Annotated in this window: 24 protein-coding genes and 1 tRNA gene; 20 read left to right on the plus strand and 5 right to left on the minus strand. The window is 64.2% G+C overall.

Annotated features, from left to right (window positions below; all coding sequences use genetic code 11):
• Positions 1-44 precede the first annotated feature (44 nt).
• The 4 genes from sugE to G6N74_RS19320 all read left to right on the plus strand — a co-directional run bounded on the left by sugE (position 45) and on the right by G6N74_RS19320 (position 7,752).
• Positions 45-365: a quaternary ammonium compound efflux SMR transporter SugE gene (sugE, locus tag G6N74_RS19305; RefSeq protein ID WP_165119578.1), complete on the plus strand. Its 321-nt coding sequence runs from the start codon at positions 45-47 to the stop codon at positions 363-365.
• A 307-nt stretch (positions 366-672) separates the two neighbouring features.
• Complete coding sequence (locus G6N74_RS19310) at positions 673-2,532, plus strand: autotransporter assembly complex protein TamA (RefSeq protein ID WP_165119691.1); 1,860 nt, start codon at positions 673-675, stop codon at positions 2,530-2,532.
• Positions 2,529-7,127, plus strand: coding sequence for a translocation/assembly module TamB domain-containing protein (locus G6N74_RS19315; RefSeq protein WP_165119579.1), 4,599 nt, complete (start codon positions 2,529-2,531; stop codon positions 7,125-7,127). Before G6N74_RS19310 ends, G6N74_RS19315 begins: the two co-directional genes overlap by 4 nt.
• Positions 7,128-7,302: 175 nt before the next feature.
• Positions 7,303-7,752: a PaaI family thioesterase gene (locus G6N74_RS19320; RefSeq protein WP_165119580.1), complete on the plus strand. Its 450-nt coding sequence runs from the start codon at positions 7,303-7,305 to the stop codon at positions 7,750-7,752.
• 224 nt (positions 7,753-7,976) lie between these two features.
• On the opposite strand, the gene phnF is transcribed toward G6N74_RS19320, so the two are convergent.
• A complete protein-coding gene (gene phnF, locus G6N74_RS19325) occupies positions 7,977-8,723 on the minus strand; it encodes a phosphonate metabolism transcriptional regulator PhnF (protein WP_165119581.1) in 747 nt (248 codons plus the stop codon).
• Between the two features lie 105 nt (positions 8,724-8,828).
• Between phnF and phnG the strand changes: the two genes are divergently transcribed.
• The 7 genes from phnG to G6N74_RS19360 are packed head-to-tail and all read left to right on the plus strand — an operon-like array spanning position 8,829 to position 14,151.
• The gene (gene phnG / locus G6N74_RS19330; protein WP_165119582.1) at positions 8,829-9,299 is read left to right on the plus strand and encodes a phosphonate C-P lyase system protein PhnG; all 471 of its coding nucleotides are present in this window, start codon (positions 8,829-8,831) and stop codon (positions 9,297-9,299) included.
• Complete coding sequence (phnH, locus tag G6N74_RS19335) at positions 9,299-9,904, plus strand: phosphonate C-P lyase system protein PhnH (protein ID WP_165119583.1); 606 nt, start codon at positions 9,299-9,301, stop codon at positions 9,902-9,904. Before phnG ends, phnH begins: the two co-directional genes overlap by 1 nt.
• A gap of 3 nt (positions 9,905-9,907) precedes the next feature.
• On the plus strand, positions 9,908-11,017 hold the full coding sequence (locus tag G6N74_RS19340; protein ID WP_165119584.1) for a carbon-phosphorus lyase complex subunit: 1,110 nt from the start codon (positions 9,908-9,910) through the stop codon (positions 11,015-11,017).
• Positions 11,014-12,051, plus strand: a complete 1,038-nt coding sequence (locus G6N74_RS19345) for an alpha-D-ribose 1-methylphosphonate 5-phosphate C-P-lyase PhnJ (protein WP_246245814.1) — start codon at positions 11,014-11,016, stop codon at positions 12,049-12,051. Before G6N74_RS19340 ends, G6N74_RS19345 begins: the two co-directional genes overlap by 4 nt.
• On the plus strand, positions 12,051-12,827 hold the full coding sequence (gene phnK / locus G6N74_RS19350; RefSeq protein WP_165119585.1) for a phosphonate C-P lyase system protein PhnK: 777 nt from the start codon (positions 12,051-12,053) through the stop codon (positions 12,825-12,827). The genes G6N74_RS19345 and phnK overlap by 1 nt, the downstream gene beginning before the upstream one ends.
• Before the next feature lie 2 nt (positions 12,828-12,829).
• Entirely contained in the window at positions 12,830-13,537 is a 708-nt protein-coding gene (gene phnL, locus G6N74_RS19355; protein ID WP_165119586.1) for a phosphonate C-P lyase system protein PhnL, read from the plus strand.
• Positions 13,534-14,151 carry a DapH/DapD/GlmU-related protein gene (locus tag G6N74_RS19360; RefSeq protein ID WP_165119587.1) on the plus strand — a complete coding sequence of 206 codons (618 nt, stop codon included), beginning with the start codon at positions 13,534-13,536 and terminating at the stop codon, positions 14,149-14,151. The genes phnL and G6N74_RS19360 overlap by 4 nt, the downstream gene beginning before the upstream one ends.
• Before the next feature lie 250 nt (positions 14,152-14,401).
• On the opposite strand, the gene G6N74_RS19365 is transcribed toward G6N74_RS19360, so the two are convergent.
• Entirely contained in the window at positions 14,402-15,589 is a 1,188-nt protein-coding gene (locus G6N74_RS19365; protein ID WP_165119588.1) for a M24 family metallopeptidase, read from the minus strand.
• A 74-nt stretch (positions 15,590-15,663) separates the two neighbouring features.
• Complete coding sequence (locus G6N74_RS19370; protein WP_165119589.1) at positions 15,664-16,344, minus strand: GntR family transcriptional regulator; 681 nt, start codon at positions 16,342-16,344, stop codon at positions 15,664-15,666.
• 163 nt (positions 16,345-16,507) lie between these two features.
• Here G6N74_RS19370 and G6N74_RS19375 point away from each other — a divergent pair, with 163 nt between their 5' ends.
• From G6N74_RS19375 to G6N74_RS19415, 9 genes are all read left to right on the plus strand, one after another.
• Complete coding sequence (locus G6N74_RS19375) at positions 16,508-17,317, plus strand: FAD binding domain-containing protein (RefSeq protein WP_165119590.1); 810 nt, start codon at positions 16,508-16,510, stop codon at positions 17,315-17,317.
• Positions 17,318-17,394: 77 nt separating this feature from the next.
• Positions 17,395-17,889 (plus strand): (2Fe-2S)-binding protein, encoded by a 495-nt coding sequence (locus tag G6N74_RS19380; protein WP_165119591.1) that lies wholly within the window; start codon positions 17,395-17,397, stop codon positions 17,887-17,889.
• Between the two features lie 235 nt (positions 17,890-18,124).
• Positions 18,125-19,486 carry a xanthine dehydrogenase family protein molybdopterin-binding subunit gene (locus tag G6N74_RS31190; RefSeq protein WP_165119592.1) on the plus strand — a complete coding sequence of 454 codons (1,362 nt, stop codon included), beginning with the start codon at positions 18,125-18,127 and terminating at the stop codon, positions 19,484-19,486.
• A gap of 1 nt (position 19,487) precedes the next feature.
• On the plus strand, positions 19,488-20,498 hold the full coding sequence (locus tag G6N74_RS31195) for a xanthine dehydrogenase family protein molybdopterin-binding subunit (protein ID WP_165119593.1): 1,011 nt from the start codon (positions 19,488-19,490) through the stop codon (positions 20,496-20,498).
• 18 nt (positions 20,499-20,516) lie between these two features.
• Positions 20,517-20,825 (plus strand): EthD family reductase, encoded by a 309-nt coding sequence (locus tag G6N74_RS19395; RefSeq protein WP_165119594.1) that lies wholly within the window; start codon positions 20,517-20,519, stop codon positions 20,823-20,825.
• An 86-nt stretch (positions 20,826-20,911) separates the two neighbouring features.
• Positions 20,912-20,986 (plus strand) — tRNA-Cys (locus G6N74_RS19400).
• Between the two features lie 53 nt (positions 20,987-21,039).
• Positions 21,040-21,894, plus strand: coding sequence for an AAA family ATPase (locus G6N74_RS19405; protein WP_165119595.1), 855 nt, complete (start codon positions 21,040-21,042; stop codon positions 21,892-21,894).
• A complete protein-coding gene (locus tag G6N74_RS19410) occupies positions 21,891-23,066 on the plus strand; it encodes a vWA domain-containing protein (protein ID WP_165119596.1) in 1,176 nt (391 codons plus the stop codon). The genes G6N74_RS19405 and G6N74_RS19410 overlap by 4 nt, the downstream gene beginning before the upstream one ends.
• Positions 23,063-23,950: an amidohydrolase family protein gene (locus G6N74_RS19415; RefSeq protein WP_165119597.1), complete on the plus strand. Its 888-nt coding sequence runs from the start codon at positions 23,063-23,065 to the stop codon at positions 23,948-23,950. The genes G6N74_RS19410 and G6N74_RS19415 overlap by 4 nt, the downstream gene beginning before the upstream one ends.
• 218 nt (positions 23,951-24,168) lie before the next feature.
• On the opposite strand, the gene phnE (G6N74_RS19420) is transcribed toward G6N74_RS19415, so the two are convergent.
• Positions 24,169-25,509, minus strand: coding sequence for a phosphonate ABC transporter, permease protein PhnE (gene phnE / locus G6N74_RS19420; RefSeq protein ID WP_165119598.1), 1,341 nt, complete (start codon positions 25,507-25,509; stop codon positions 24,169-24,171).
• Between the two features lie 2 nt (positions 25,510-25,511).
• Complete coding sequence (phnE, locus tag G6N74_RS19425) at positions 25,512-26,474, minus strand: phosphonate ABC transporter, permease protein PhnE (protein WP_165119599.1); 963 nt, start codon at positions 26,472-26,474, stop codon at positions 25,512-25,514.
• Between the last annotated feature and the right edge of the window lie 69 nt (positions 26,475-26,543).

The following is a 26,543-nucleotide window of genomic DNA, read 5'->3' on the forward strand; positions in this document are numbered from 1 at the left end:
AACGATGCCAGTCTTTCGGGCATCGAATACAAGGAAAAATCATCATGGCCTGGGTCTATCTTTTCTTTGCGGGGCTGTTCGAGGTCGTCTGGGCCTCGACCCTGAAGCAGTCGGAAGGCTTCACCAAACTCACCCCCTCCATCATCACCGCTGTTGCCATGCTCATCAGCCTATGGCTGCTCGCGCTGGCCATGAAAACGCTGCCGCTCGGCACCGCCTACGCCATCTGGACCGGCATCGGCGCGGTCGGCGCCTTCATCGTCGGGCTGGTCTTCTTCAGCGAGCCGGCCACCTTTTTCCGCATAGCCAGCGTCGGTCTGATCGTCGTCGGCCTGACCGGCCTCAAGCTCACCTCGGGCCACTGAGGCTGGGGACGTGTCCCGAACGTTAAGGAAACAGTTCGTAAAGCTGCAACCTTTGGTGTCTATTTTGGGACACATGCCGGCTGAAAATTGGCTACGAGGAGAGGATCGCACGGCCGCCAAGGGTTTCTTCCCCCAATACATTCCCTTACAATAGTAACATTCTCTAGGGGGCGGAGAGCTTTTCGAGGCGCGCTGATGTTGGTGCGTGTGGCCTATTCGACCGCGTCTAGGAGCTTGAGTGAGAGTTGTGTTTTCCAGGACTTCGCGGGGCCTTTGCCTGCTTATCGGCATCAGCCTCGCCACCGGCATGGCCACGCCGGCGCAGGCTTTCGAGCTCTTCGGCATAAAGCTGTGGGGCAGCAAGAAGGTCGATGAGTCCGAAGACGTCATCGGCGAGCCGCAGCACTATTCCGTGGATTTCACCGTCTCCGGCGACAATGAAGACATCGCAACCAAGCTGAAAAACACATCCGGCCTGTGGAAAGACCGCGAGAAGCCGGCGTCCGGCGTCTCCGGCCTGCTCGCCAAGGCGCGCGGCGACTATCGCCGCCTGCTGGCAGCGCTCTACAGCGAAGGCCGCTATGGCGGCACCATCAGCATCAAGGTTGGCGGGCAGGAAGCGGCGGACCTGCCGCCGGATGCGACCTTGCCCGACCCGGTAGCCGTCAGTGTCAGCGTCGATCCCGGCCCGACCTTCATGTTCGGGCAAACCGCCATCATCAATCGCGCCCCGCCGCCGGTCGAGCGCAAGGACGAGGTCAAGCAGCCTGAGGACGAAGGTTTCGTGCCGGGCCAGATCGCAAAGTCCGGCGTCATCCTCCAGTCGGAGCGGCTTGCCGTCGAGGCCTGGCGCCAGCAGGGCCACGCCAAGGCAAAGATCGCCGATCGCCGCGTCGAGGCGGCACATGATGACAATACCGTCGATGCGACGCTGACCGTCGATCCCGGCCGCAAGGCGTATTACGCGCCCGTCGAGGTGCAGGGCACCGAGCGCATCGATCCGAAATTCCTCGCCTGGATGACCGGCCTGGAGCCGGGGCAGGAATATGATCCCGACGATCTCGACCGCGCCAGCAAGAGGCTGGGCCGCCTCGACGTGTTCCGCGCCATGCGTTTCCAGGAAGGCGATGAGATCGGAAATGACGGGCTCTTGCCCATCAGCCTCATCGTGCAGGAGCGCCTGCCGCGCCGTTTCGGCGTCGGCGGCAGCTATTCCACGGTCGACGGCGCCGGCATCGAGGCCTACTGGCTGCACCGCAACCTGTTCGGCAAGGCCGAGCGCCTGCGGCTTGAAGCGAAGGTTGCCGGCATGGGCGCTTCACTCGATCCGGGCGACTTCACCTACCGTGTCGGCGCGATCTTCACCAAGCCGGGCGTCTATACGCCCGACACCGATTTCGTCGCTTCTCTCATCGGCGACCGTGAGGTGCTGGAGCCCTACACCCGCACCTCGATCAATGCCGAGGTCGGCTTCACCCATATTTTCACCGACGAGCTTTCCGGCCGGGCCGCGATAGCCGGCGGCGTCTCGCGCTTCGACGACGATGTTTTCGGCCGGCGCGATTTCGCCAATGTCGGTTTGGTCGGCGGCCTCATCTATGACAGCCGCGACAACAAGGTGGACGCCACCGAGGGCTATTATTTCGAGACCACTCTCGAACCCTTCTACGAGATCAAATACGGCAATGCCGTCGCCCGCTTCACCGCCGAAGGCCGGGCCTATTACGGCTTCGGCGAGGATAACCGCATCGTTGCCGCTGGCCGTGTGAAAATCGGCAGCCTCGTCGGTTCGCCGATTTCGGAGGCCGCGCCGGACAAGCTGTTCTTCGCCGGCGGCGGCGGCTCGGTGCGCGGCTATGCCTACCGCAACATCGGCGTCGTCCTGCCGGACGGCAACGTCATCGGCGGGCGCTCGCTGATCGAGGGTTCGGCCGAACTGCGCGCCCGCGTCACCAGTTCGATCGGCGTCGTCGGCTTTGTCGATGCCGGTTATGTCGGCGCCGATTCCTTCCCGAAATTTCAGGAGGATCTGCGCGTCGGCACCGGCGTCGGCCTGCGCTACCTGACCGGCCTCGGCCCTATCAGGCTTGATGCGGCGGTGCCGCTCAATCGCCACGACGGCGATCCGAGCGTCGCCTTCTATGTTGGAATAGGACAAGCGTTTTGACCCGGATATTTCTGGCCATCGCCCTTTTCTTCACCGCGCTTACGGCCGCCGTCGCGCAGGATTCGGAACAGGCCGACCGCTCCTATCTGGTGGGCCTGCTCGAAGACCAGCTCTCCACGCCAAACCGCCAGATACGCATCAACAACATCCAGGGCGTGCTCTCGTCTGACGCTGTCATCGGCGAGATCACCATTGCCGACCGCCAGGGCGTCTGGCTGAAAATCACCAATGCCCGCATCGTCTGGACGCGCTCGGCACTTCTGCTTGGCCGCCTGTCGATCGACCGGCTGGCAGCCGACCGCATCGATGTCATACGCAAGCCCTTGCCGGACGAGGGCGCTCCGGCTCCTGAAGCGGGCAGTTTCCAGATACCGGAACTGCCGGTCTCCGTGTCGCTCGGCGCGCTGGAAGTGCCGCATGTCGTCTTCGGCCAGGACCTGTTCGGCCTCGCCTCCGAGATGGGCATCACCGGGCGTCTTCAACTGGCCGGCGGCTCGCTCGACACCGCGCTGAACGTCACCCGCCTCGACGGTCCCGGCGGCCAGCTGGCGCTGACGACGACCTACGCCAATGCCGACCAGATCCTCAATCTCGACCTGAAGCTCAATGAGCCGGCAAACGGCATCGTCGCCAATCTGCTCGGCGTCGAGGGCCGTCCGCCTATGGCGCTGGCCTTGCTGGGCAAGGGACCGCTTTCCGACCTCGATCTCGACCTGACGCTCGATGCCGACCAGCAGCGCGTGCTGACCGGCAAGACCGAGCTGCGCCGGCAGAGCGAGGGCCTTGCCTTCACCGCCGATCTCGAAGGCCCGATCGCCCGGCTGATCTCGCCGCGCTTCCGCGACTTCTTCGGCGCCAACACGACGCTGCAGACCTCGGGCCTCGTCCGCGACGCTGGCGGTGTCCTGCTCGAAAACCTCGACCTGGAGAGCGCTGCCCTGAAAATAAAGGCTGCCGCCGAGACGACCGCCGACAACTTCCTGCAGCGCCTGACGCTGGACGCCAATATCGACAACGGCACCTCCGAAAAGGTGCTGCTGCCGATCCCCGGCCAGAACACCGTGCAGCGCGCCAATGTGAAGCTCGCCTTTGGCGACAGCGGCAGCGATCAATGGTCCGGCGCCATCAAGGTCGACGATCTCGCCACCGAAACCTTCTCGTCGAAATCGGTCGAGATCCTTTTGTCCGGCCTGGCGCAGAACCTGTCCAACCCGGCGCAGCGCCATGTCACTTTCGCGGCCAATGGCGGCGTTTCCGGCATCGAGGCCAAGCGCGCCGACGTTGCCGAGGCGCTCGGCAAGGAGATCAAGCTCGATGTCGGCGGCGAATGGACAGCCGGCACGCCGGTCAAGCTTGCCAAGGCGCAGGTCGCGGCCAACGGCTTTGCCCTGTCGCTTGCCGGCGACATTGCCGACTATGTCTTCAAGGGCGATATCGGCCTCAAGGCCAATGCGCTGGCCCCGTTCTCCAGCCTTGCCGGAAGACAGCTTTCGGGCGCGATCGATCTCACCGCCAAGGGCACGGTCACGCCGATCGGCGGCGGCTTCGACCTTGCTCTCGACGGCACCGCTGACGGCCTCGGTATCGACAGCCCGCCGGCCGACAATCTGCTCCAGGGCCAGACGCGCCTGACCGGCGGCGTTGCGCGCGGCGAGACCGGGCTGGTGGCACGCCAGTTCCGCATCTTCAACGATCAGGTCAGCATGACCGCCGATGGCCGTTTCGCCACGGGAACCGCCGATTTCAACTTCGATCTCGCGCTGAGCGATCTGGCGCTGGTCTCAGAAAAGGCTTCCGGCCGCCTGACCGCCAAGGGCAGGGCGAACGGTTCCGACGGCCTCATCGGCCTGACCTTCGGCGCCGAGGTTCCGACCGGCGCACTGGTCGGCAAGAATCTCAAGAACGCCGTGCTCGGCTTCGAAGGCACGCTCCAGAACAGCGACCTCAACGGCCAGATCATGGGCGACGCCTTCCTCGATGGCGTGCGCATAGAGCTGGCCTCGGCAGTCGCCGTCACGGAAAACGAGAAGCGCCTCGGCGATCTCAAATTCACCGCCGGCGGTGCGAGCATTACCGGCGACGTGACTCAGGACAAGGCCGGACTGCTCGACGGCAAGTTGAAGCTGGCAGCGCCCGATGTTTCCACGGCTGCCGCACTCCTGCTCAAGGAAGCGACAGGCGCGGTCAACGCCGATATCGCGCTCAGCCATCAGGACGGCAAGCAGAACGCCACCGTGCGCGCCGACGTGAACGACCTCGCCGTCGACACGGTCAAGCTCGGCAAGGCCGATCTCAATGCCAGGGTCGCCGACCTGTTCAACGTGCCGATCGCTGACGGCTCGCTCAACGCCAGCAAACTTTCTGCCGGCGGCATCAATGTCACCACCTTGCAGGCCACAGCCCAGCAGCAGGGCCAGACCACCAACTTCAAGGCCGACGCAGCGCTCGACAATGGCGCCAAGGTCTCCACCGGCGGCGCGCTCACGCCCATCGAAGGCGGCTACCGCCTGGCGCTCCAGAATGCCGATGTGACGCAAGGCAGTCTCGCTGCCCGCCTGACCCAGCCGGCGGCGATCCAGATGCGCGGCCAGACCATTACCATCGACAACGTCGCGCTCGATGTCGGCGGCGGCCGCGTCACCGCGCGTGGCGAGATTGCCGACAAGCTCGATCTGGCGGTCAACATCGCCAATCTGCCATTGGCCATCGCCAATGCCATCAAGCCCGATCTGGCGCTGGCCGGCACCGTCAACGGCACGGCCAATATCGGCGGCACCCGCGCCAGCCCGGACGTGAAGTTTAACGTCCAGGGCCGCTCCATCGCTGCCGCAGCACTCCGCCAGGCAGGGCTTGGCTCGATCAATCTCGATGCCGACGGCACCTCGAGCGCCAACCGGCTGAACCTGAAAGCCGCTGTGACCAACCCGGAAGGCCTGCGCGCCACGGCCAGCGGCGTGGTGCCGCTCGACAAGGGCGCGATGGCGCTCGACATCGGGCTGGAATCCTTCCCGCTGGCGGTGCTGAACGCAGCGGCGCCCGGCCAGAATCTTGGCGGCAACATCTCCGGTTCGGCCAAGGTCACCGGCCAGCTCGCCAATCCCGCCGCCTCATTCAATCTGCGCGGGGCGGGCGTACGCGCGGCAGCCCTCGATTCGGCCGGTGCGGCACCACTGGAAATCAGCGCATCCGGCAACTTCGCCAACAAGGTGCTAACGCTGTCATCCGCAACCGCCAACGGCCCGCAGGGCCTGACGGTCTCGGCCAATGGACGTTTCCCGGTTTCCGGCAACGGCCTTGATCTCTCGGTCCGGGGCGAGGCGCCGCTGGCGCTCGCCAACCGCTTCCTGGCCGATCGCGGCGCGCAGGCGGGCGGTACGCTTCAGGTCAATGCCACAGTGTCCGGCAGCCTCAAGCAGCCGGCGATCCGCGGCATGTTCTCGACGCAAGGGGCGGAGTTCGTCGACCCCGAAAGCAACACGCGCCTGCGCTCCATCGCGGTCATGGGCACGATCGACGGCGACCGCGTCACGCTCCGCAACGTCTCGGCCAACCTCGCCGCCGGCGGTTCGATCGGTGCGACAGGCACGGTCTCGCTCAATGCGGCGGCAAACTTCCCGGCCGATATCCGCGTCACGCTCAACCAGGCCCGCTATGCCGACGGCAACCTCGTCGTCGCCACCGTCAGCGGCGCGCTGGCCTTCACCGGCCCGCTGACGCGCGATCCGCTTCTGTCCGGCACGATCAATGTCGAGCGCGCCGAAATCACCGTGCCGGAAAGCTTTGCCGGCGGCGCGGCAGCGCTTGACGTCAAGCATATCCACCCATCGAAGGCCGTTGCCGAGACGCTAAAGCGCGCCCGCGCCAATGACGGCACGCCGACGCCGACCGGCCGGCCGAGCGTCGTGCGGCTGGACATCAGCGTGAACGCGCCCAACCGCATCTTCGTGCGCGGGCGCGGGCTGGATGCCGAACTTGGCGGATCGTTGCGCCTCACTGGCCCGGTCTCCAACATCCAGCCGGTCGGCGGTTTCGATCTCATTCGTGGCCGCCTCGGCATCCTCGGCCAGCGCATCACCTTCGACGAGGGTTCGGTGACGCTTGTCGGCGACCTCGACCCGTTCCTCAATTTCGTCGCCCGCTCGCAAGGCTCCGACATCACCGTCTTCATCACCGTCAGCGGCCGTGCCTCCGACATCGACGTCAAATTCTCGTCGCAGCCAGAATTGCCCCAGGACGAGGTGCTGGCGCGCCTGATCTTCAATCGCGGCATCAGCGAATTGTCCGCCTTCCAGATTGCGCAGCTTGCCGCTGCGGCGGCAGAACTCGCCGGCGGCTCGAACAATTCGCTGATCGGCAGCCTGCGCGGCGCGACAGGTCTGGATGATCTCGACGTCGTCACCGACAGCGAAGGCAATGCCGCCGTGCGCGCCGGCCGCTACATCCAGGACAACATCTATCTCGGCGTTGAGGCGGGTGCCGAAGGCTCGACCAAGGGCACGATCAATCTCGACATCACCAAGGATCTCAAGGCGCGCGGCGCCGTCGGCACCGGCGGCGATTCCAGCCTTGGCGTCTTCTACGAAAAGGATTACTGACCGCTCGGTTTGTCGTATTCAGGTGATGACGGCCTGCAAATGATGGTCTTCTGCGCTTCCGGTGCTCACGTACAAAACGTACGCTCCGCTCCGGTTCTCGAAGACCATCATTTTCGGCGCGTCCTGACCTGAATCTCGACAAACCTAGTGACAGTTTCCATTGGAGCCTTCCATCATGAACCTTGCAGCCGAAATGGGCCCGGGCCTGACCGGGCTCGAACAGCTTCGGGCGCTGATCGCCTCGGGAGGGCGCCCACCGATTGCCGAAACGCTGGACTTCAGGCTGGTCCAGGTCGACGACGGCTTTGCCGTCTTTGAAGGCACGCCCAGCCTGTCGGTCTACAATCCCATCGGCATGGTCCATGGCGGCTATGCAGCGACGCTGCTCGATTCGGCTTGCGGCTGCGCCGTCCACTCGAAGCTCAGCGCCACCCAAGCCTATTCGACGCTGGAACTGAAGGTCGCCTATCACAAGGCAATCACCAAGGACACCGGACTGCTGCGCGCCGAAGGTCGCGTGCTTTCCTTCGGCCGCCGCGCCGGGTTTTCCGAGGCGAAGCTGATGGACCGCGACGGCAAACTTTATGCAAGTGCCACGTCGACGCTGATTGTGATGGAGCGGTAGAGGGTAGATCAACTCGGGCGATAAGGCAGAGCTGCCCCTCACCCTTACCCTCTCCCCGTAAGAACGGGGAGAGGGAGACTTCAACGTGGGAGCCTCATCCTTTCCCTGTAACGACGGGAAGGAAAGAGGTTAGCCGCAACGTCCACGACCCCCTCTCCCCGTTCTTACGGGGAGAGGGTAAGGGTGAGGGGCAGCGCCAGCTTCGAAAGCGTGCGCCCTATCCCTCAAGTCTCCACCGTCAGCTCCACCAGATCCGCGGCAAAACGCGTCTCAGCAAACTGGATCGGCCGCCCTTCGAGATCGTCATTGATAGCGATTGCCACCAGCACGATCGCGCCGGGCGACAGTTTCAGGTTCTCCAGGTCGTCAGTATCGGCATGGCGCGCCGAGACCAGTGTCGAGCGGCGCAGATAATCGTTCACGCCAAAGCGCGCGAAGGATAATGTGATAGAGCCCGTCTCGGCATAGGCTTTCTCGAAACCCGGAAAGCGCACGGCATCGAACCAGCCCGTCGCACGCCCGACGCGCCGTCCATCCGCCTCGCTCACTGTCTCAAGCCGCAGCACCGCCGCGCCTGGTTCAAGCGCCAACGCTTCCGCCACGCGCGCACTGGCTTCCTCCTGTTGATGCCCCAGGAGTATGCCGCGCCGGTCGCGCGTCTGATGCTGCATGCCTGTTGAAAAGCGCGTACGCGCCGAGATCGGGTAGGCGAGGCGCTTGCGGCTTTCGATGAAGGTGCCGCGGCCCTGTTCTGCCCGCAGCACGCCTTCCTGCACCAGCGCTGCGATTGCCGCGCGCACGGTGTGACGGTTCACGCCGAAATGCTCGGACAGCCAGATTTCCGGCGGCAGCTTGTGCCCGTCGCCGAGCGTGCCGCCGCCGATGCCGTGTCTGATGCGGTCGGCGACCTGCCGCCACAGCGCGACCCCGCTGCGCCGCTCCATACCGAGTTGACTGTCTTCCGGACCCATTTTTTCACCCCGTCATCGCACCGTCATGGACAGGCGCTAGAAAGAGAGTATAATTTGTATGGTTGTATAGAGCAATAGACAAATTTTGCAACGGCGGACCGGACGATGAAAACAGACAGACGGCAGGAAAGGGAAGAGGCGGCGGGCCGCAAGGCGGCGATGGCGGCACTCTCCCATGCTCCGGGCGAAAGGCTCAAGGCGTTGTGGGTGCAGGCCGGCCTGCCGCGCGACGCGCAGAAGCTTCGCGGCCCCGAAACCGGCCTTGTCACCGTACGCGGCCGCATCGGCGGAGGCGGCGCACCATTCAATTTCGGCGAGGCGACCGTCACCCGCGCCACGGTGCGGGTCGAGGGTGGCGCGGTCGGCCATGCCTATGCGCTCGGCCGCGACAAGGAAAAAGCGCTGCTTTCAGCCATCGCCGACGCTCTCTGGCAGGATGCTTCGCGCCGTGCCGAGATCGAAGCCTGCATCATCGAGCCGCTGCGCGCCGAGCAGACAACTGCCGACGAGACGCGCCGCGCCGAGACGGCGGCGACGAAGGTCGATTTCTTCACCATGGTACGCGGAGAGGATTGATGGAAACGCAGGCAATCGATGGCGGTTTCGCCAATCCGGTCTTCGACGCACAGGCGGTGTTCCGCGCCGTCATGGACGCCATGGCCCGTCCGGGCACCATCCAGCCTTGCGGCGGCCTGACCGTGCCGCCGGCACCGTTGTCGCCGGTCGCCGGTGCCGTGGCGCTGACCTTCTGCGACAACGACACGCCGCTCTGGCTCGATCCTGCCTTGCAGGCCTCTGCCGCCGCAAAACACTGGCTCGGTTTTCACAGCGGCTCGCCGCTTGCCCACACGCCGGCAGATGCGCAGTTTGCGCTCGTCTCCAGCCCGGCCGAACTGATCGCGCTCGAAAATTTCGCGCAAGGCACGCAGGAATATCCCGACCGCTCGACCACGTTGATCCTGCAGGTGACCAGCCTGTCCTCGGGCGAAAACCTGCTGCTTGAAGGCCCCGGCATCGAGAAGGCTGCGATGCTCGCGCCAACCCCGCTGCCGCGCCATTTCGTCGAGCAATGGAAGCAGAACCGCGCCCGTTTCCCGCGTGGCGTCGATGTCATCCTGGCAGCACCCGAAGGCATCGCCTGCCTGCCGCGCACCACGCGCATCAAGACCATGGAGGCCTGACCGATGTATGTGGCCGTAAAGGGCGGCGATGCCGCCATTTCCAACGCGCACCAGCTTCTCGCCGACCGTCGGCGTGGCGACCGCTCCGTGCCCGCCTTGCGCCTCGACCAGATCGTCGAGCAACTGGCGCTCGGCGTCGATCGCGTCATGGCCGAGGGTTCGCTCTACGATCGCGAACTGGCAGCCCTCGCCATCGCCCAGGCCCGCGGCGACATGATCGAGGCGATCTTCCTCGTCCGCGCCTATCGCACCACGCTGCCGCGCTTTGGCTATACGCTCCCGATCGACACCGCCGCCATGCAGGTCGAGCGCCGCGTTTCCGCAACCTACAAGGATCTGCCCGGCGGCCAGCTTCTCGGCCCCACCTTCGATTACACGCACCGCCTGCTCGATCCCGAAATCGCCACTGGCACGCCGGTGGCCGAACCGGAACGGCGCGAGGCCGAAGCCGGCTGGATGCCGCGCGTTTCGGAAATCCTCGCCCATGAAGGGCTGATCGAAAGCGACGGCGAATTGCCGGAAGACCACGTCACCGGCGATCTCACGCGCGAGCCGGTGGAGTTTCCGCTGGAGCGCGACCTGCGCCTTCAGGCGCTGTCGCGCGGCGACGAGGGCTTTTTGCTGGCGCTCGCCTATTCCACCCAGCGCGGCTATGGTCGCAGCCATCCCTTCGTCGGCGAAGTCCGCATTGGTGAGGTCGAGGTTGAAATCGATGTGCCGGAACTGCCCTTCGCCGTGCCGCTCGGCCGCATCCGCGTCACCGAATGCCAGATGGTCAACCAGTTCAAGGGCTCGGCCAAGGTGCCGCCGCAGTTCACGCGCGGCTATGGGCTGGTCTTTGGCCAATCCGAGCGCAAGGCGATGGCCATGTCGCTATGCGACCGCGCGCTGCGCGCCCGCGAGTTTGGCGAAGATGTCGTTGCCCCCGCGCAGGACGAGGAATTCGTCATCTCGCACTCCGACAATGTCCAGGCCACCGGCTTCGTCGAGCATCTGAAACTGCCGCACTATGTCGATTTCCAGGCCGAACTCGGCCTCGTGCGCGGCATGCGCGCCGAGCATGAAGCCCGCAAACGCGGCGACGATCAGGAAACCCGGGAGGCCGCGGAATGAACATCCAGGCAACGGATATCGCCACCTACAACTTCGCCTATCTCGACGAGCAGACCAAGCGGATGATCCGCCGGGCGATCCTGAAGGGCATCGCCATTCCCGGCTATCAGGTGCCTTTCGCCAGCCGCGAAATGCCGATGCCCTATGGCTGGGGCACCGGCGGCGTGCAGGTCACGGCCTCGATCATCGGGCCGGACGATATACTGAAGGTCATCGACCAGGGCGCCGACGACACCACCAACGCCGTCTCGATCCGTGCCTTCTTCAAAAAGGTCGCCGACGTCGCCGTCACCACGGAGACGGAGAAGGCGACCATCATCCAGACCCGCCATCGCATTCCCGAAGCGCCGCTTCATGCCGGGCAGGTCCTGGTCTATCAGGTGCCGATTCCGGAGCCGCTGCGCTTCCTCGAACCGCGCGAGACTGAGACGCGCAAGATGCACGCGCTGGAAGAATACGGGCTGATGCATGTGAAGCTCTACGAGGACATCGCCCGCCACGGCCACATCGCGACGACCTATGCTTACCCGGTGAAGGTAGAGGGCCGCTATGTCATGGACCCGTCGCCGACGCCGAAATTCGACAACCCGAAAATGAACATGTCGCCGGCCTTGCAGCTGTTCGGCGCGGGCCGCGAAAAGCGCATCTATGCCGTTCCGCCCTTCACGAAAGTGGTCAGCCTCGACTTCGAGGATCACCCCTTCGAGATCCAGAAATTCGACCAGCCGTGCGCGCTTTGCGGTGCCGAGCAGGTCTATCTCGACGAGGTCATCCTTGATGACAAGGGCGGGCATATGTTCGTCTGCTCGGATACCGACCACTGCGAGAAACGGCGGGAAGATGGGCATCGGGGACATATGGCTCCGGAAAATGAAAGCCGCGCCAGCCCCTCATCTTCTGCCGGACCTTCTCCCCGTAAGGATGGGGAGGAGGAAGCCCCAACGCTGACGCCCCCCTCTCCCCGTCCTTTACGGGGAGAGGGTAAGGGTGAGGGGCAGCACCAAACGTTCGAAAAAAGCCGAGAGGCAGAATAATGACCGACGAACCGCTTTTCCGCGTTACCTCCCTGTCGAAATATTACGGCTCGCGCGTCGGCTGCGAGGACATCACCTTCGATCTCTGGCCGGGCGAAGTTCTGGCCGTGGTCGGCGAATCCGGCTCCGGCAAGACGACGCTGCTCAATTGCATGTCGACCCGGCTGATGCCGACATCGGGCACCGCTGCCTACCGCATGCGCGACGGCACCTGGCGCGACCTCTACCGTATGAGCGAGGCGGAGCGCCGCTTTCTCATGCGCACCGACTGGGGTTTCGTCCACCAGAACCCGGCCGACGGCCTACGCATGACGGTTTCGGCCGGCGCCAATGTCGGCGAGCGGCTGATGGCGGTGGGCGACCGCCACTACGGCAACATCCGCTCGACCGCCATCGACTGGCTCGGCCGCGTCGAAATCGGCGAGGACCGCATTGATGACCAGCCGCGCGCCTTCTCCGGCGGCATGCGCCAGCGGCTGCAGATCGCGCGCAACCTCGTCACCGGCCCGCGCCTCGTCTTCATGGACGAGCCGACCGGCGGCCTTGATGTGTCGGTGCAGGCGCGCCTGCTCGATCTCCTGCGCGGCCTCGTCACCGATCTGGGACTGGCGGCCATCGTCGTCACCCACGACCTCGCCGTGGCGCGGCTCCTGTCGCAGCGCATGATGGTGATGAAGGACGGCCGCGTCGTCGAAACCGGCCTCACCGACCGCGTGCTGGACGATCCCCGCGCGCCCTACACGCAGCTTCTCGTTTCGTCCATCCTGCAGGTGTAATCATGCCCACCCCCGTCGTCGTCTCCGAAGTCGCGAAAAGCTTCACCATGCATCTACGCGACGGCATAAAACTGCCGGTCGTAGCCAATGTCTCCTTCTCGCTGAAGTCCGGCGAATGCGCCGTGCTCGGCGGGCCGTCGGGTGCCGGCAAAAGCTCGATCCTGAAAATGCTCTACGGCAACTATGCCGTCGATGAAGGCCAGATCATCGTCAGCCATGGCGGCGAACTGATCGATCTCGCCACCGCCAGCCCGCGCATGATGCTGCGGATCCGCCGCGATACGATCGGCTATGTCAGCCAGTTCCTGCGCACCGTTCCGCGCGTATCCGCGCTCGACGTCGTCGCCGAGCCCTTGGTGATGCTCGGCGAGGACAGGGATGGCGCCCGCGACAAGGCGCGTGAACTGCTTGCCCGCCTCAACCTGCCGGAAAAGCTCTGGCTGCTTCCGCCCGCCACCTTCTCGGGCGGCGAGCAGCAGCGCGTCAACATCGCGCGCGGCTTCATCACCGCGCATCCGGTCTTGCTGCTCGACGAACCGACAGCCTCTCTAGATGCCGTCAACCGGCAGGTGGTGGTCGATCTCATCGCGCAGAAGAAGGCCTCGGGCGTCGCCCTGCTCGGCATCTTCCACGATCAGGACGTGCGCGAGGCGGTCGCCGACCGCATCATCGATGTCACCGAATTCGCCGCCGGAAAGATCGCAGCATGAGCGGCAAGCTTTCGGAAGAACCGCGCGTCCACCCGACTGCGGAGGTCAGCAACTCGACGCTCGGCCGCTACACCGAGATCGCCGACCGCTCGCGCGTTCACGAAACGACGCTCAGTGATTATTCCTACGTCATGCAGGATTGCGGCGTCTGGTGCGCGACCATCGGCAAGTTCGCCAACATCGCAGCCGCCGTGCGCATCAACGCCACCAACCACCCGACATGGCGGCCGACGCTGCATCACTTCACCTACCGCGCTTCCGACTATTGGGACGACGCCACGCATGAGGAAGAATTCTTCGACTGGCGCCGCTCCAACGCGGTCACCATCGGCCACGACACCTGGCTCGGCCACGGTTCGACCATCCTGCCCGGCGTCGCCGTCGGCGACGGCGCGGCAGTCGGGGCAGGGGGGGTCGTGTCGAAGGATGTCGCGCCCTATACGATTGTCGGCGGTGTGCCGGCCAAGCCGATCCGCGAGCGCTTTGACCGCAAGACCGCCGAGCGCTACCAGGCGCTCGCCTGGTGGGATTGGGACCACGCGCGGTTGCGCACGGCGCTTGATGATTTTCGGGCGCTGGATGCGGAAGCGTTTCTTGAGAAGCATGGCGGGTAGGGTTTCAGCGCGTCATCCGGAACATCTGCCGCTCCCCCTCTCCGTCGCGCTTCGCGCGCCACCTCTCCCCCGCTTTGCGGGGGGCGAGGAACCGGCACTCGCCGTGGTCGCAGCAGTTTTAGAGGTCAAGGCATTACAGAACTTGGGTTCCTCGCCCCATGAAATGGGGAGAGGTGGCTTGGCGAAGCCGAGACGGAGAGGGGTCTTGCGGCGTCAACTCGATTATAATGAGCAAATCAGGCAATCACCCTCAACCCCCACTCACATTCCACCCCCGCCCGCGCTCGCCGAACATGTCATACCCACCATCCTTGATCGCAACCGTATCCTCCAGCTTGATGAAGCCGCGCGTTGGATGCAGCATGGTCGTCTCCACCGACAGCACCATGCCGGCTTCCAGCGGCTTGCCGGCATCGACGCCCTCATAGGCGACGGGGTGGTTGGTCATCAGGAATGGCGCTTCATGGCTGATGAGCCCCATGCCGTGGGCGAAGAAATCGGTGAAGGCAGCGCTCGGCGAAGCCTTTAGCGCCTTTTCGGCATGGTCGATCATGTCGCCGCCCAGCGTGCCGGCGCGGCACAGCGAGAATGCCGCCTGCTGCACCGCCTCGATCTCGGCCAGCAGGTCCTTCAACTCCTGGTCCGGCTCGCCCATCACGCCCATGCGGCAGAGGTCGCCGATATAGCCGTGAAAATTGCCGCCCGAATCCAGCGACAGCACCTCGCCCTTGTTCCATGTGTGGGGCGAGACGGCGCGGTTGTGGCTGGCGCCGAGGGTCAGCAGGCAATATTCGAACTGCAGGCCGCGATTGGTCTCCTCGCGGCGCAGCGCATCGACGATCTCACGCTTGCTCGCACCGGCGCGCTGGCCCGTGAAGACGGCGGTCATCGAATCGGTGATCAGCTCGGAGGCCTGGCGCAGCTTTTCCAGTTCCTGCGGCGTCTTGATCGCGCGCAGGCGCTCCATGGTCGAGGTCGCATCGATAAGTGTCGCGCCGGGCAGGGCACTTTGCAGCACGCCATGCGCGTCCGACGGCAGGAACGGCGGCTCGATGCCGATGCGCGCCTTGTCCTTGCCGATCTTCTTCAGATGCTCTGCCGCAAGCTTTGCCGCATCGGCCGAACCCCATGTCGCGGTCTGGACCGAAGGCGTCCAGAACGGGTTGTTCTGGTGCTCGCCGCCCTCCATGCGGTTGCCGACGTAAGATGCATGGTCCGGCTGGCCCTTCTCGTAGATCAGCACCGGCAGGTAGCGGCTGTGGCCGATAGCCTCCATGGCTGAAAAGAAGATGAACCTGTAGCCGCCCAGCAGATACTGGACATTGTGCTTCGAGGTCGCGACCAGCACGTCTATGCCGGCCTCGTCCATCAGCCGGTCGAGCTTGGCGTGATCGAACGGAACCGTGCTCTGTTGGGCAGCAGTCGTCGCAATATTCATGACATTCCTCCCTGAATTCCTCCGCCGCAGACCGCTCCGCCGCCGGCCTTTCGGCTAATTCCTGATTCTAGGGCTCAAGCCCGCGTCGGCACCGGCAGACGCTCGAAATAATCCTGATGTTCGCGCGCCACCCGCGCCGCTTCCTCGGCATTGCCGCTGGCGATGGCGTCGATGATCGGCTGGTGGCTGTCGGCGATCTCGACCAGATCGAGCCCCTCCGTCAGCATGGTGATGGTCGTGCGCGTCTCGATCTGCAGCGACTGCCAGATGTTGAGCAGCAGCCGGTTCTTCGCCGCCTCCATGATCGAGCGGTGAAATTTTACCGAATGTTCGACAACGCCATGCGTGTCGCCGGCAATCGCCGCATCGCGCATCAGGTCGATCTCGCGCTGCAGGTAATCGAGGTCGCAGGCGCGCTGCGTGGTGGCGATGCGCGTCGCCTGCTCCTCCAGCGCGCCGCGCACCGTGTAGATTTCGCGCAGGCCATCGCCCATCACTTCGGAGACATAGGTGCCGCGCCTCGGCAAATTGGTGACGAGGCCGGTCGCTTCCAGTTCGCGCAGCGCCTCGCGCACCGGCCCCTGGCTGGTGCCGAATTCCTCGGCGATGCGCAGTTCGATCAGCCGCTCGCCGGGATCGTAATGCCCGCCGAGGATGCGGCGCAGCAGCACCTCCTTCAGCCGCTGCCTCAGCGGCGTGTTGACGAAGCCCATATCCGGCAACTCCCCCGCCTTCGCCTTGCGCATTTCGCTCATCGAATGTCCTGCCGAATCCATCTGCTACTGCGTCGAAGCATCTTATTTGGTCGGACCAGAGTTGACAAAGCGATTTTGATTTATCGATAATAGATAATCAAGGTCGAAGACGGCCAGCGCGACAACCAGCGCAAACAGATCGCCTGATCTCTGGGAGGAGACCATGCTTCAGACCGTGGCAATGCCGGGTTCCGTGCCCGAAGCGCAGCGATTCCTGTCGAATTTAGAAGGCGCGATCATCCTCGCCGGCGGCACGGTGGTCATGCCGGTGCTGAACTACGGCACCGACGCTTTCACCAGTCTCGTCAGCCTGCGCAAGGCCGGGCTCTCCGGCATCAGCGTCGAAACTGGCAAGACCACCATCGGTGCGGCGACCACGCTGACCGAACTGGAGGACGAGAAGGCGCTGGCCTTCCTGCACCCCGCCCTCGACACCATCGCGTCGCCGACCATCCGCAACATGGCGACAGCCGGCGGCAATCTTTTCGTCAAACAGCCCTACGGCGATCTTACTGTGTGCCTGATCGCGCTGGGTGCTGCCGCCACGATTGCCGGCGCGAAGGGCGAGCGCATCGAGCCGGTCGAACAGACCGTCTCCAGCGGCGTGAAAGCGGGCGAAATCGTCACGCAGGTCAGCTTCGCGATGCCGGCGAAAGACGCGTTCAAATTCACCAAGGCGACCCGCAAGGCTTTCAACTCCGCAGCAATCGTCACCGTCGCTGCGGTCGTGGTGCTGGAAGGCGGCGTCGTCTCTTCAGCCCGCATCGCGCTCGGCGGCGTGGCGAAGACGCCGGTCCGGGCAACGTCCGTCGAGAAGGCGCTGACGGGAAAACTCTTCGACCGCGCGCATGTCGAAGCAGCCGCGAAGGAAGCCTTGAAGGATATCGATCCGGCAGACGACGCCTATGCCAGCGCCTGGTATCGCGCGCGGGTGACGCCGGTGCATGTCAGGCGGGCATTGCTCGGAGAATAATCGGGGTCAGTGAAAACCATGATCCCAAAAAGCGGGGACCGGTTTTCAGCGAAAAATAAGCCACCGGGAGGGTAGCCATGAAGCATTCCGTCGTATCGCTCACCATCAACGGCGCAGAGCGCCAGATGCTGGTGGCACCCGGCAGCACGCTGATCGACGTACTGCGCGAGAGCCAGGGGCTGACCGGCACGCGGCGCGGCTGCGAGCAGGGCGCCTGCGGCACCTGCACCGTGCTTGTCGATGGCAAGACGGCGATGTCCTGCATGCTGCCGGTCGAGACGATCGAAGGCGCGCATGTCGAAACCATCGAGGGCCTGACGCCGCCGCAAGGGCTGCATCCGATCCAGGAAGCGTTCCTCCAAGGTTTCGCCACCCAATGCGGCTTCTGCACCTCGGGCATGATCATGGTTGCTGCTGCCCTGCTGGCCAAGAACCCCAACCCGTCGCGTGAGGATGTCGTGCGCGCGATCTCCGGCAACATCTGCCGCTGCACCGGCTACGAGGCGATCATCGACGCCATCCTCGATGCCGCGGTCAGGATCAGGTCGGCCGCACATGCCGAGGCGGCGTGAGGAGAGGGTGTATGCTTCATTCCTGTAACTTTGCGCTCCGTCCAACACCCCTCATCCGACCTCGCTTCGCTCGGCCACCTTCTCCCACAAGGGGAGAAGGAAACGCGCATCTCCTTCTCCCCTTGTGGGAGAAGGTGGATCGGCGTGTAACGCCGAGACGGATGAGGGGTGCTGGAAGGAGTGCAGCCTCGCCGAACCACGGATGCTCAACCGCCCTGCCGACGGAAACAATCTGATGGAAAAGATCGACACCAGCTTCTTTGCCAAGGAACGCGAGGCCGAGCTTTCGGTGGTCGGCGAAAGCGTCCAGCGTGCCGATGCGCGCGGCCATGTCACCGGGCGCACCCAGTTCTATGAGGACGTGACCTTCCCCAACACGCTGCACCTGAAGATGGTGCGCTCCACCCGCCATCACGCGCTGATCAAGGGCATCGACACCGAGGCCGCCATGAAGGTGCCGGGCGTCGTGCGCATCCTCACCCACAAGGACGTGCCCAACAACTGGTACACGATCCTCAAGCTGATCGGCGTCGGCCCCGATGACGAACCGGTGCTACCGGAAGACCGGGTGCTGTTCATGGGCGAGCAGATCTGCGCCGTGCTGGCCGAGACGCCGCAGGCAGCCCTCGAGGCCGCGCGCCGCGTGGTGGTCGATTACGAGGACCTGCCACCCGTCTTCGATGTCGAGGCGGCCATGACCTCCACGCCCTTCAAGAAGGACGGCACCAACTACTTCGTCTATGAGGGCCACAACTGCCGGCGCATCCGCTTCGGCGATGTCGAAAAAGGCTTTGCCGAGGCCGACCACGTCATAGAGCACCGCTACGAATCCTCGCCCATCGAGCACGCGCCGACCGAGACCACCGGCTGCACCGCAAAGCCCGAAGGCAATGGCCGCATCACCATCTATTCCAACACGCAGGCGCTCTATTTCACGCTGGACAATATGGCGCTCATCCTCGGCGTTCCCTTCAACAAGCTGCGGCTCGTCGGCGGTACGGTCGGCGGCGGCTTCGGCGGCAAAGTCGATGTCATCGTCGAACCCATTGCAGCCCTGGGCGCCATGCTCACCAACCGGCCGGTGAAATATGCCTACAGCCGTGCCGAGGAGATGCAGGTGTCGTCGCCGCGCGCCGCCGAGCGCATCTACATCAAGGACGGCGTCATGAAGGACGGGCGCATAATTGCCCGGAAAATCACGCTCTATGTCGATGCCGGCGCCTATTGCCGCCATTCCACCTACGGCACCACCAAGGCCGCCGCCCATATGCCGGGGCCCTATACGATCCCCAATGTCCATGTCGACGCCTATTGCGTCTACACCAACCGCACGCCGTCCTCGGCCATGCGCGGCTTTGGCGTGACCATCGGCGATTTCGCGCTGGAATCGCAGATGGACCAGATCGCGCGCTTCCTCGACATGGACCCGATGGAATTGCGGCTGCTGAACGCCTATCGCGACGGCGACATGAAGGCCCACCGCAAGAAGGTCGATGGCGCTGCCCTGGTCGAAGTCATCCAGGCCGCCGCCCGCCAGACCGGCAAGCAGCTTGCGCCGCGCTTTGCAAAAATGTCGTCGATGACGAGGGAGGGGTGACATGGCGAGGCTGAAGGGCCGCGGCGTTGCGGCAGTGAACTATCCCACCGGCATGAACCTTGGTGGCGACCCGTCTCAGGCGCTGATCCATGCGACGACCACAGGCAGCTTTGTCATCACGCTTTCCTCCGTCGATCTCGGGCAGGGCATCAAGACGGTCGGCGCCCAGATTGCCGCCGAAACGCTGGGCGTGCCCTATGAAAGCGTGATGATCGACACTGCCGACACCGACACCGGGCCGCATTGTATGGGCACGTTTGCCTCGCGCGGCACCCACCGCATCGGCAACGCCATCATGATGGCGGCGAAAGAAGCGCGCGAAGTGATGATGTGCGTGGCGGCGACCGAGCTGGAAGTCGATGCCGGCGATCTCGTCACCGATGGCAAGGGCCGCATCCATGTCAACGGCGCGCCAGACAAGGGCATCGCCGTGCTCGATGTCGCGCTCGCCGCCCATTTCAAGCACGGCAAGACCATCTCGGGACGCGGCATGTATCTCAAGCCGAAAAGCGAGGTCGTGCCCGAAACCGGCGAGATGGACCCGGATTCCTGCCAGGCCCATGCCTGCACCATCGCCGAGGTCGAGGTAGACGACGAGACCGGCGACGTCACCGTGCTCAAGATGACCAACGCCTATGAGATCGGCCGCGCCATGAACCCGGCGCTTGCCCACCAGCAGATCGTCGGCGGCGCCTGGATGGGCATCAGCCATGCGCTCTATGAGACGACGGAGCCCTATTATCCGAACCGCGCGCATGGTCCGCTCGACTTCTCCGAATATCTGATGCCGGGCCCGGGCGACATCGCCGAGATGGATTCGGTCATCATCGAGCGGCCGTCCTCCAACGGCCCTTACGGCGCCAAGGGCATCGGCGAGATGACGGCCAATTCGCCGATTCCCGCCATCGCCAACGCCATTTTCGACGCCTGCGGCGTGCGCGTCACCTCCATGCCGATCACGCCCGAAAAAATCCTGCGCGGCCTTGATGCGCTGCGCGGCAACCCGAACTGAAATCGAAAGGACGATGGAATGATCAAAGTCATGGCCCTGATGAAGCGCAAGGACGGCATGAGCTTCGACGACTTCCGCAAATGGATTCTGGAAGACCACGTAGCCTTCGCCCGCAACCTGCCGGGCATGCGCAAATACACCTCCAATGTGCTGCGCGCCGAGAATGCCGAAGCGCCTTTCGACGGCGTGTCGGAGATGTATTTCGACAGCGAGCAGGCCATGGCCGATGCCTTCGCCACCGAAGCCGGCAAGGCTGCGGGCGGGGATGCTGCCGCGCATTGTTCCAACCGGTTTCGGATGGTGTGCGACGAGAAATTGCAGTTTTGAGGCGAAAAGCTGGCGCAGAGCATCAGTGCGAGATCGTTTCTATGGACGGTAGCTTCCCTTATGATTTCTTGCTAAAGCCGAGGCATGGTGCAGGGGCGAGATGGGAACGCTGCGGTCTGCAAAACCGCCATGAGCCGGTTCGACTCCGGCCTGTACCTCCAACTTACCTGATCTATTACAAGGTGGTTTCGGGCGTAAGATCGGGTGCATTTCCATGCCCGCACCACTAACCCAGGACCAACTCGACGCCTCCCTAGCCGCCGCCGGCTATCTTGCCGACGAAACGCTGGTCACCGCCCTCTATCTCGCGCTCGAGCTCGGCAAGCCGCTGTTGCTCGAGGGCGTGCCCGGCGTCGGCAAGACCGAGGTCGCCAACACGCTGGCGAAAATCCTCGATCGGCAATGCGTGCGCCTGCAATGCTATGAAGGCATCGATGCCTCGCGGGCGCTCTACGACTGGGACCACGCCCGCCAACTGTTGGCGGTGCGGGTGGCCGAGCGCGGCGGCAAGGTCCAGACCGCCGACCTCTACGCCCCGGAATTCCTCATCGAAATGCCGCTGCTGAAAGCACTGCGCAACGCCGGCACGACGGTGCTCCTGATAGACGAGATCGACCGCGCCGACGATGCCTTCGAGGCGTTCCTGCTCGAATTCCTGTCCGACTTCCAGATTTCCATCCCCGAGATCGGCACGGTCAAGGCCGAGCAGCCCGTCGTCACCATCCTGACCTCCAACCGCACCCGCGAATTGCACGACGCGCTGCGCCGTCGCTGCCTCTATCACTGGATCGACTATCCCGACCGTGCCCGCGAGCGCGCCATCATCGAGCGCCATGCGCCCGGCATTGCGTCGGAAGCGGCCGAGCGGCTGGTCGAGGCCGTCGCCGCCATCCGCCGCCTGCCGCTGATCAAGCGGCCCGGCATTGCCGAAAGCATAGATTGGGCGCGCGCGGCGGAAGTGCTGCACCGCGATGGCACGCCATGGCCCGATGCGCTGAAACGGTCGCTCGGCCTGCTGGTCAAGGACCAGGAAGACTTTGGCGTCATCGAGCGTGCGGGCGTGATATGAGCGCGACCGCACAAAGCCTTCCGGCAGCGCTCGGCGCCGACCTGCTCGCCGGCTTTCCCGCAGCACTACGTGAGGCCGGCCTGCCGATCGATCCAGGCCGCGCGATGAATTTTCTTCACGCCGTGCGCGTGTCGCGGCTTTCCGGCATCGGCGATCTAGCGCGCGCCGGTCGCGTCACGCTCACCGCCTCTCCGGAAGAATTCCCGCTCTATGATTCCGTTTTCGAGGCGTGGTTTGGTGCGGCCTCTATCGCCGGCGTGGTCAAGTCGCCGGACGAGCAGGAAAGCCCGCGCAGCGACCGTCCGCAGGGCAGCGACCAGCTTCTCGATCTGCTCGATGGCGATGCCGCAGGGCAAGCGGCTGCCGATGATCATGTGCGCAACCGCAAGAACTTCGCCAGCGCTGGTGAAGATGACCGCGATACGCTCGCCCGCATGCGGCGCCGCCTCGACCGCCTGCCGGCAACGCGCAGCCGAAGCTGGCGGCCGGCCCTCGCAGGTCATCGCATCGACCTTGCGGGCACCATTCGCGCGGCGCGAAAAACCTTCGGCGAGACGCTGCGCATCCTGCGGCAGGCCCGCCCCGAACGCCCACGCCGGCTGCTGCTCCTCATCGATGTTTCCGGCTCGATGAAGGCGCAGTCGGAACCCTATCTGCGCTTCGCCCATCTCCTGACGCGGCAGCGGCCCAAGGTCGAGACCTTCTGCTTCGGCACGCGGCTGTCGCGGGTGACAAAGGTGCTGAAGCACCGCAACGAGGAGCAGGCGCTGGCCGGCCTCGCCGACATCGTCTTCGACTTCGACGGCGGCACCTTGATCGGCCGGTCGCTGGAGGATTTTCTTTCCGTCTCTCGCCATACTGCCCTCGTGCGCGGCGCGGTCGTCATCGTCTTTTCCGATGGGCTGGAGCGCGGCGATCAGGCGGCGATGGTCCATGCCGTCGAGCGTCTGTCCCGCCTCGGCCACCGGCTCGTCTGGGTCACGCCGCTGGCCGCCGATCCACGCTATCGCCCCGTCACGCGCGCCATGGCCGGCATTCTGCCCAGCCTCGATCTCGTCGCCGATGGCGGCAGTCTTGTCGCGCTGGAAAGGCTGGTCGGCGATCTCGCCGGGCTGGAACAGCGTCCGCGCCGGCAGGCGGCAAGACGCTTTTCGACAGAGGTTCCTTCATGATCAAGATTATCGATGGCCATCACCACATCTGGCGGCAGGCCGATCTGCCGTGGCTACAGGGGCCGATGGTGCCGCGCATTTTCGGGCCTTACGAATCCATTCGCCGCGACTATCCGATCGAAGAATTCCTGGCCGACATCAAAAGCTCGAACGTCGAAAAATCCGTCTATATCCAGACCAATTGGGCCAAGACCGGTGCGGTCGACGAGGTCGCCTGGGTGCAGAGCGTGGCCGACGCGCATGGCTGGCCGCACGGCATCGTCGGCTATGCCGACCTGCTCGACGACAATGCCGGCGAGACCTTGAAGCGCCAGGCGAAATTCCCGCTGATGCGCGGCATCCGCATGCAGCTTCACTGGCACAAAAACGAGATTTACCGCTTTGCCGCCGATCCGGATCTGGCGAGCGATGCGCGACTGAGGAAGAACATCCGCCTGCTGGCCGAACACGGCTTGTCCTTCGACCTCCAGGTCTTTGCGTCGCAGATGAAGGGTGCGGCGAAACTCGCCAAGGACAACCCCGACATCACCTTCGTGCTGCAGCATGCCGGCATGCTCGAAAACCTGTCGCCGGCCGGGCGAAAATCATGGCGTGAGGGCATGAAGCGGCTGGCCGATCAGGAAAACGTGGTCAGCAAACTTTCCGGCCTCGGCACTTTCATCCACAGCAACGACGCCGAGCATATTCGCGATGTGGTGACCGAGACCATCGCCCGGTTCGGGCCTGCGCGCTGCCTGTTCGGCTCCAACTTCCCGATCGAGAAATTATGGACGAGCTACGCCGATCTCGTTGCGGCCTATCGCACGGCGCTGTCGTCCTTCCCGGAGAAGGTGCAGAAGGCCGTGCTGCATGATACGGCTAAGCGGGTTTATCAGCTGGGGTGACTGGCTAGTCGCATCGCAATCTCCCGCGTAGCGCCGCCCCTCACCCTTACCCTCTCCCCGTAAGGACGGGGGAGAGGGAGGCGTCAGCGTTGGAGCTTCCACCTTCTCCCCGTCACTATACGGGGGTCCGAAGGACGGGCGAGACCCGTGGCTCGCCCCGGTCGGTGCCGGCAGGCGGATGAGGGGCAGCGTAGACTTGCGAACCATCGAAATGCCGCTCAATGCCCCGCATTCCCGCCGTCCATCAGCCTTCTTCGCAGCGCATTGGAAATATTGTCGAAGATGAACACCACGATCAGGATCAAGAGCACCATATAGGCGACGTTGGCCCAGTTCGAATTGGTGCGCATCGCTTCCCATAGCTTCAGGCCGATGCCGCCGGCGCCGACGGCACCGATAATGGTCGCCGAGCGGGTGTTGGATTCCCAGAAATACAACGCCTGGCTGAGGAACACCGGCAGCACCTGTGGCACCACGCCGAAGCGCTGCACCACCACCGGCGAAGCGCCCACCGAGCGCACGCCCTCGCGCTGCTTGTCGTCGACATTCTCCAGTGTCTCGGAATAGACCTTCCCGAGCGTGCCGGTGTCGGTGAAGAAGATCGCTGAAATGCCGGCGAGCGGTCCCGGTCCGAAGGCGCGGGTGAAGAACAGTGCCCAGATCAGCATGTCGACTGAGCGCAGGAAGTCGAAGAAGCGCTTGGTCAGCTGGTTGGCGAAGAAGTTGGGCGTGATGTTGCGCGCCGCCATGAAGGCAAGCGGAAGCGCAACAAGAGATGCAAACAGCGTGCCGACGAATGCCATCACGATGGTCTGAAGCAGCTTGGTCCAGACGTCGCCATGCTGCCACTGCGAATTGTTCCAGATGTTGTCGAAGGCAAGCGACGCATTCGACATTTCCGGCTTGATGCGCTCGCCCGACGTGATGAGCCCCGCAACTTCGGAGAACGATTTGCCCCAGAAGGGCGAGTTCGGGTCGAAAACAAAGTTCGGCCAACCCATGAAGCGGCGGCTGATCGACACCCGCTCCGGCGAGATGCGCGCTTCGCCGGCAAAGCCGAAATCGACCTTCACCTCATCTTCGCGTAATGTCGCCCAGCCGGGCATCGGGCCTTGCGGCTTGGCGCCGTCCGGCTCCAGAACCATGGTCAGCGTCTCGCCACGGTGGTCGACGGTAACGCGTTTGCTGTCCGCGCTGACGCTGCCGCTGGAGCCGAAATCCACGGTCACCCTGCCGCCGGCCTGGTTCACCCACTCCGGGCTCGGATTGTTGCCCAGCGGCGAATAGCGCGGATAGGTGATCTTTGCCTCGGTGCCGGTGAATCGGATCGTCGGCCGCAGGTCGTAGGAATACCATTGCCGCGCATAGAGATTGGCGCGCTCCCACTGGCCGCCGCCTATCACCGCGCCAATGGAGAAGAACCACCAGCAATAGACGACATAGAGCAGGCACCCCAGCGCCACCAACAGCGGCGTGTAGCGCTTAAGCAGCGAGCGTCGGAACACGTCCGGATGACGGTTTTCGATCTCGGCGAGTTGTGTTGCAGAAAGACTTGTCATGATCAGCGTCCGAAATCGAAGGATTGCGCGCCGACAAGCCGGCGGCGCAGCCATGCCGAGAACTGGTCCACTGCAACGACGGTGGTGAACAGCAGCAGGATGATTGCCAGCGTCTTGGCCTCATGGCCGCGCCCGATCGAAAGCCGCAATTCCTCGCCGATGCCGCCGCCGCCGACCGCGCCGATGATGGTCGAGGCGCGTACATTGATCTCGAGGCGCAGCAGCGCATAAGACATGAAGTTCGGCATCACCTGCGGCACGATGGCGAAGCCGACGCGCTCGAACCAGTTGGCGCCGACGGCGCGCAGGCCCTCTTCGGCCTTCATGTCGGCATTCTCGACCACCTCGTAGAACAGCTTGCCGAGCGCGCCGATCGTGTGGATGCCGACCGCGAAGATCGCCGGGATCGCGCCCAGCGACAGCACGGCGGCGAAGAAGCCGGCGATGACGATTTCCGGGAAGGCGCGCAGCACTTCCATGTAGCGGCGCACGAGGAAGCGCAGCATCCGGCTGGCAACGAGGTTCTTGGCGGCGAGGAAGCAGAGCATGAAGCCGAAGACGAAGCCGATCAGCGTGGAAAGGGCTGCGATGTTCAGCGTTTCCAGCATCTTGTAGAAATACTCCGGCACATAGAGGCTGGAGCCGAACAGATAGACGCGGCCTTCCGGATAATCATATTTCAGGCTGCCGTCGAAATAGGGCGAGGGCAGGTCGAACAGCGCGCGCCACACTTCCCAGCCGTCGCGGGGCAGCATGTCACCGGCGAAATCGAAGAAATGCGGCAGCCGGTCGAAGAATTTGCCGGCATTGGATTCATTGGCAAACCAAAGCGAGCTTCCAAGCGCCACTGCCAGCGCGCCGATTATCAGGATGGAATAGAGACGCCGCCGCGAGGCCAGCTCGCGCCAATGCCGCTCTATGGCTAATCCCTCGGCGGAAAGGCCGGTATGGACAGTCTGGCTCATGCCGCTTTCCAACTCACATCAGATTGCAAAAACGGCCGGGCATTTTTTATTGCCCGGCCGCCTTATAGG

The organism is Mesorhizobium zhangyense (genome assembly GCF_011045115.1).
GTDB classification, from domain to species: Bacteria; Pseudomonadota; Alphaproteobacteria; order Rhizobiales; family Rhizobiaceae; genus Mesorhizobium_M; species Mesorhizobium_M zhangyense.

What these genes read in the sequence shown, in the direction of transcription:
- G6N74_RS19360 (WP_165119587.1), top strand. Translation starts at nt 13,534, where the DNA reads ATGAGCGGCAAGCTTTCGGAAGAACCGCGCGTCCACCCGACTGCGGAG.
- phnH (WP_165119583.1), top strand. Translation starts at nt 9,299, where the DNA reads ATGGAAACGCAGGCAATCGATGGCGGTTTCGCCAATCCGGTCTTCGAC.
- G6N74_RS19410 (WP_165119596.1), top strand. Translation starts at nt 21,891, where the DNA reads ATGAGCGCGACCGCACAAAGCCTTCCGGCAGCGCTCGGCGCCGACCTG.
- G6N74_RS19340 (WP_165119584.1), top strand. Translation starts at nt 9,908, where the DNA reads ATGTATGTGGCCGTAAAGGGCGGCGATGCCGCCATTTCCAACGCGCAC.
- phnK (WP_165119585.1), top strand. Translation starts at nt 12,051, where the DNA reads ATGACCGACGAACCGCTTTTCCGCGTTACCTCCCTGTCGAAATATTAC.
- G6N74_RS19375 (WP_165119590.1), top strand. Translation starts at nt 16,508, where the DNA reads ATGCTTCAGACCGTGGCAATGCCGGGTTCCGTGCCCGAAGCGCAGCGA.
- G6N74_RS19370 (WP_165119589.1), bottom strand. Translation starts at nt 16,344, where the DNA reads ATGAGCGAAATGCGCAAGGCGAAGGCGGGGGAGTTGCCGGATATGGGC.
- phnL (WP_165119586.1), top strand. Translation starts at nt 12,830, where the DNA reads ATGCCCACCCCCGTCGTCGTCTCCGAAGTCGCGAAAAGCTTCACCATG.
- G6N74_RS19310 (WP_165119691.1), top strand. Translation starts at nt 673, where the DNA reads ATGGCCACGCCGGCGCAGGCTTTCGAGCTCTTCGGCATAAAGCTGTGG.
- G6N74_RS19405 (WP_165119595.1), top strand. Translation starts at nt 21,040, where the DNA reads ATGCCCGCACCACTAACCCAGGACCAACTCGACGCCTCCCTAGCCGCC.
- G6N74_RS31190 (WP_165119592.1), top strand. Translation starts at nt 18,125, where the DNA reads ATGGAAAAGATCGACACCAGCTTCTTTGCCAAGGAACGCGAGGCCGAG.
- sugE (WP_165119578.1), top strand. Translation starts at nt 45, where the DNA reads ATGGCCTGGGTCTATCTTTTCTTTGCGGGGCTGTTCGAGGTCGTCTGG.
- phnF (WP_165119581.1), bottom strand. Translation starts at nt 8,723, where the DNA reads ATGGGTCCGGAAGACAGTCAACTCGGTATGGAGCGGCGCAGCGGGGTC.
- G6N74_RS19380 (WP_165119591.1), top strand. Translation starts at nt 17,395, where the DNA reads ATGAAGCATTCCGTCGTATCGCTCACCATCAACGGCGCAGAGCGCCAG.
- G6N74_RS19415 (WP_165119597.1), top strand. Translation starts at nt 23,063, where the DNA reads ATGATCAAGATTATCGATGGCCATCACCACATCTGGCGGCAGGCCGAT.
- G6N74_RS19395 (WP_165119594.1), top strand. Translation starts at nt 20,517, where the DNA reads ATGATCAAAGTCATGGCCCTGATGAAGCGCAAGGACGGCATGAGCTTC.
- phnE (WP_165119598.1), bottom strand. Translation starts at nt 25,509, where the DNA reads ATGACAAGTCTTTCTGCAACACAACTCGCCGAGATCGAAAACCGTCAT.
- phnG (WP_165119582.1), top strand. Translation starts at nt 8,829, where the DNA reads ATGAAAACAGACAGACGGCAGGAAAGGGAAGAGGCGGCGGGCCGCAAG.
- G6N74_RS19365 (WP_165119588.1), bottom strand. Translation starts at nt 15,589, where the DNA reads ATGAATATTGCGACGACTGCTGCCCAACAGAGCACGGTTCCGTTCGAT.
- G6N74_RS19320 (WP_165119580.1), top strand. Translation starts at nt 7,303, where the DNA reads ATGAACCTTGCAGCCGAAATGGGCCCGGGCCTGACCGGGCTCGAACAG.
- phnE (WP_165119599.1), bottom strand. Translation starts at nt 26,474, where the DNA reads ATGAGCCAGACTGTCCATACCGGCCTTTCCGCCGAGGGATTAGCCATA.
- G6N74_RS19345 (WP_246245814.1), top strand. Translation starts at nt 11,014, where the DNA reads ATGAACATCCAGGCAACGGATATCGCCACCTACAACTTCGCCTATCTC.
- G6N74_RS31195 (WP_165119593.1), top strand. Translation starts at nt 19,488, where the DNA reads ATGGCGAGGCTGAAGGGCCGCGGCGTTGCGGCAGTGAACTATCCCACC.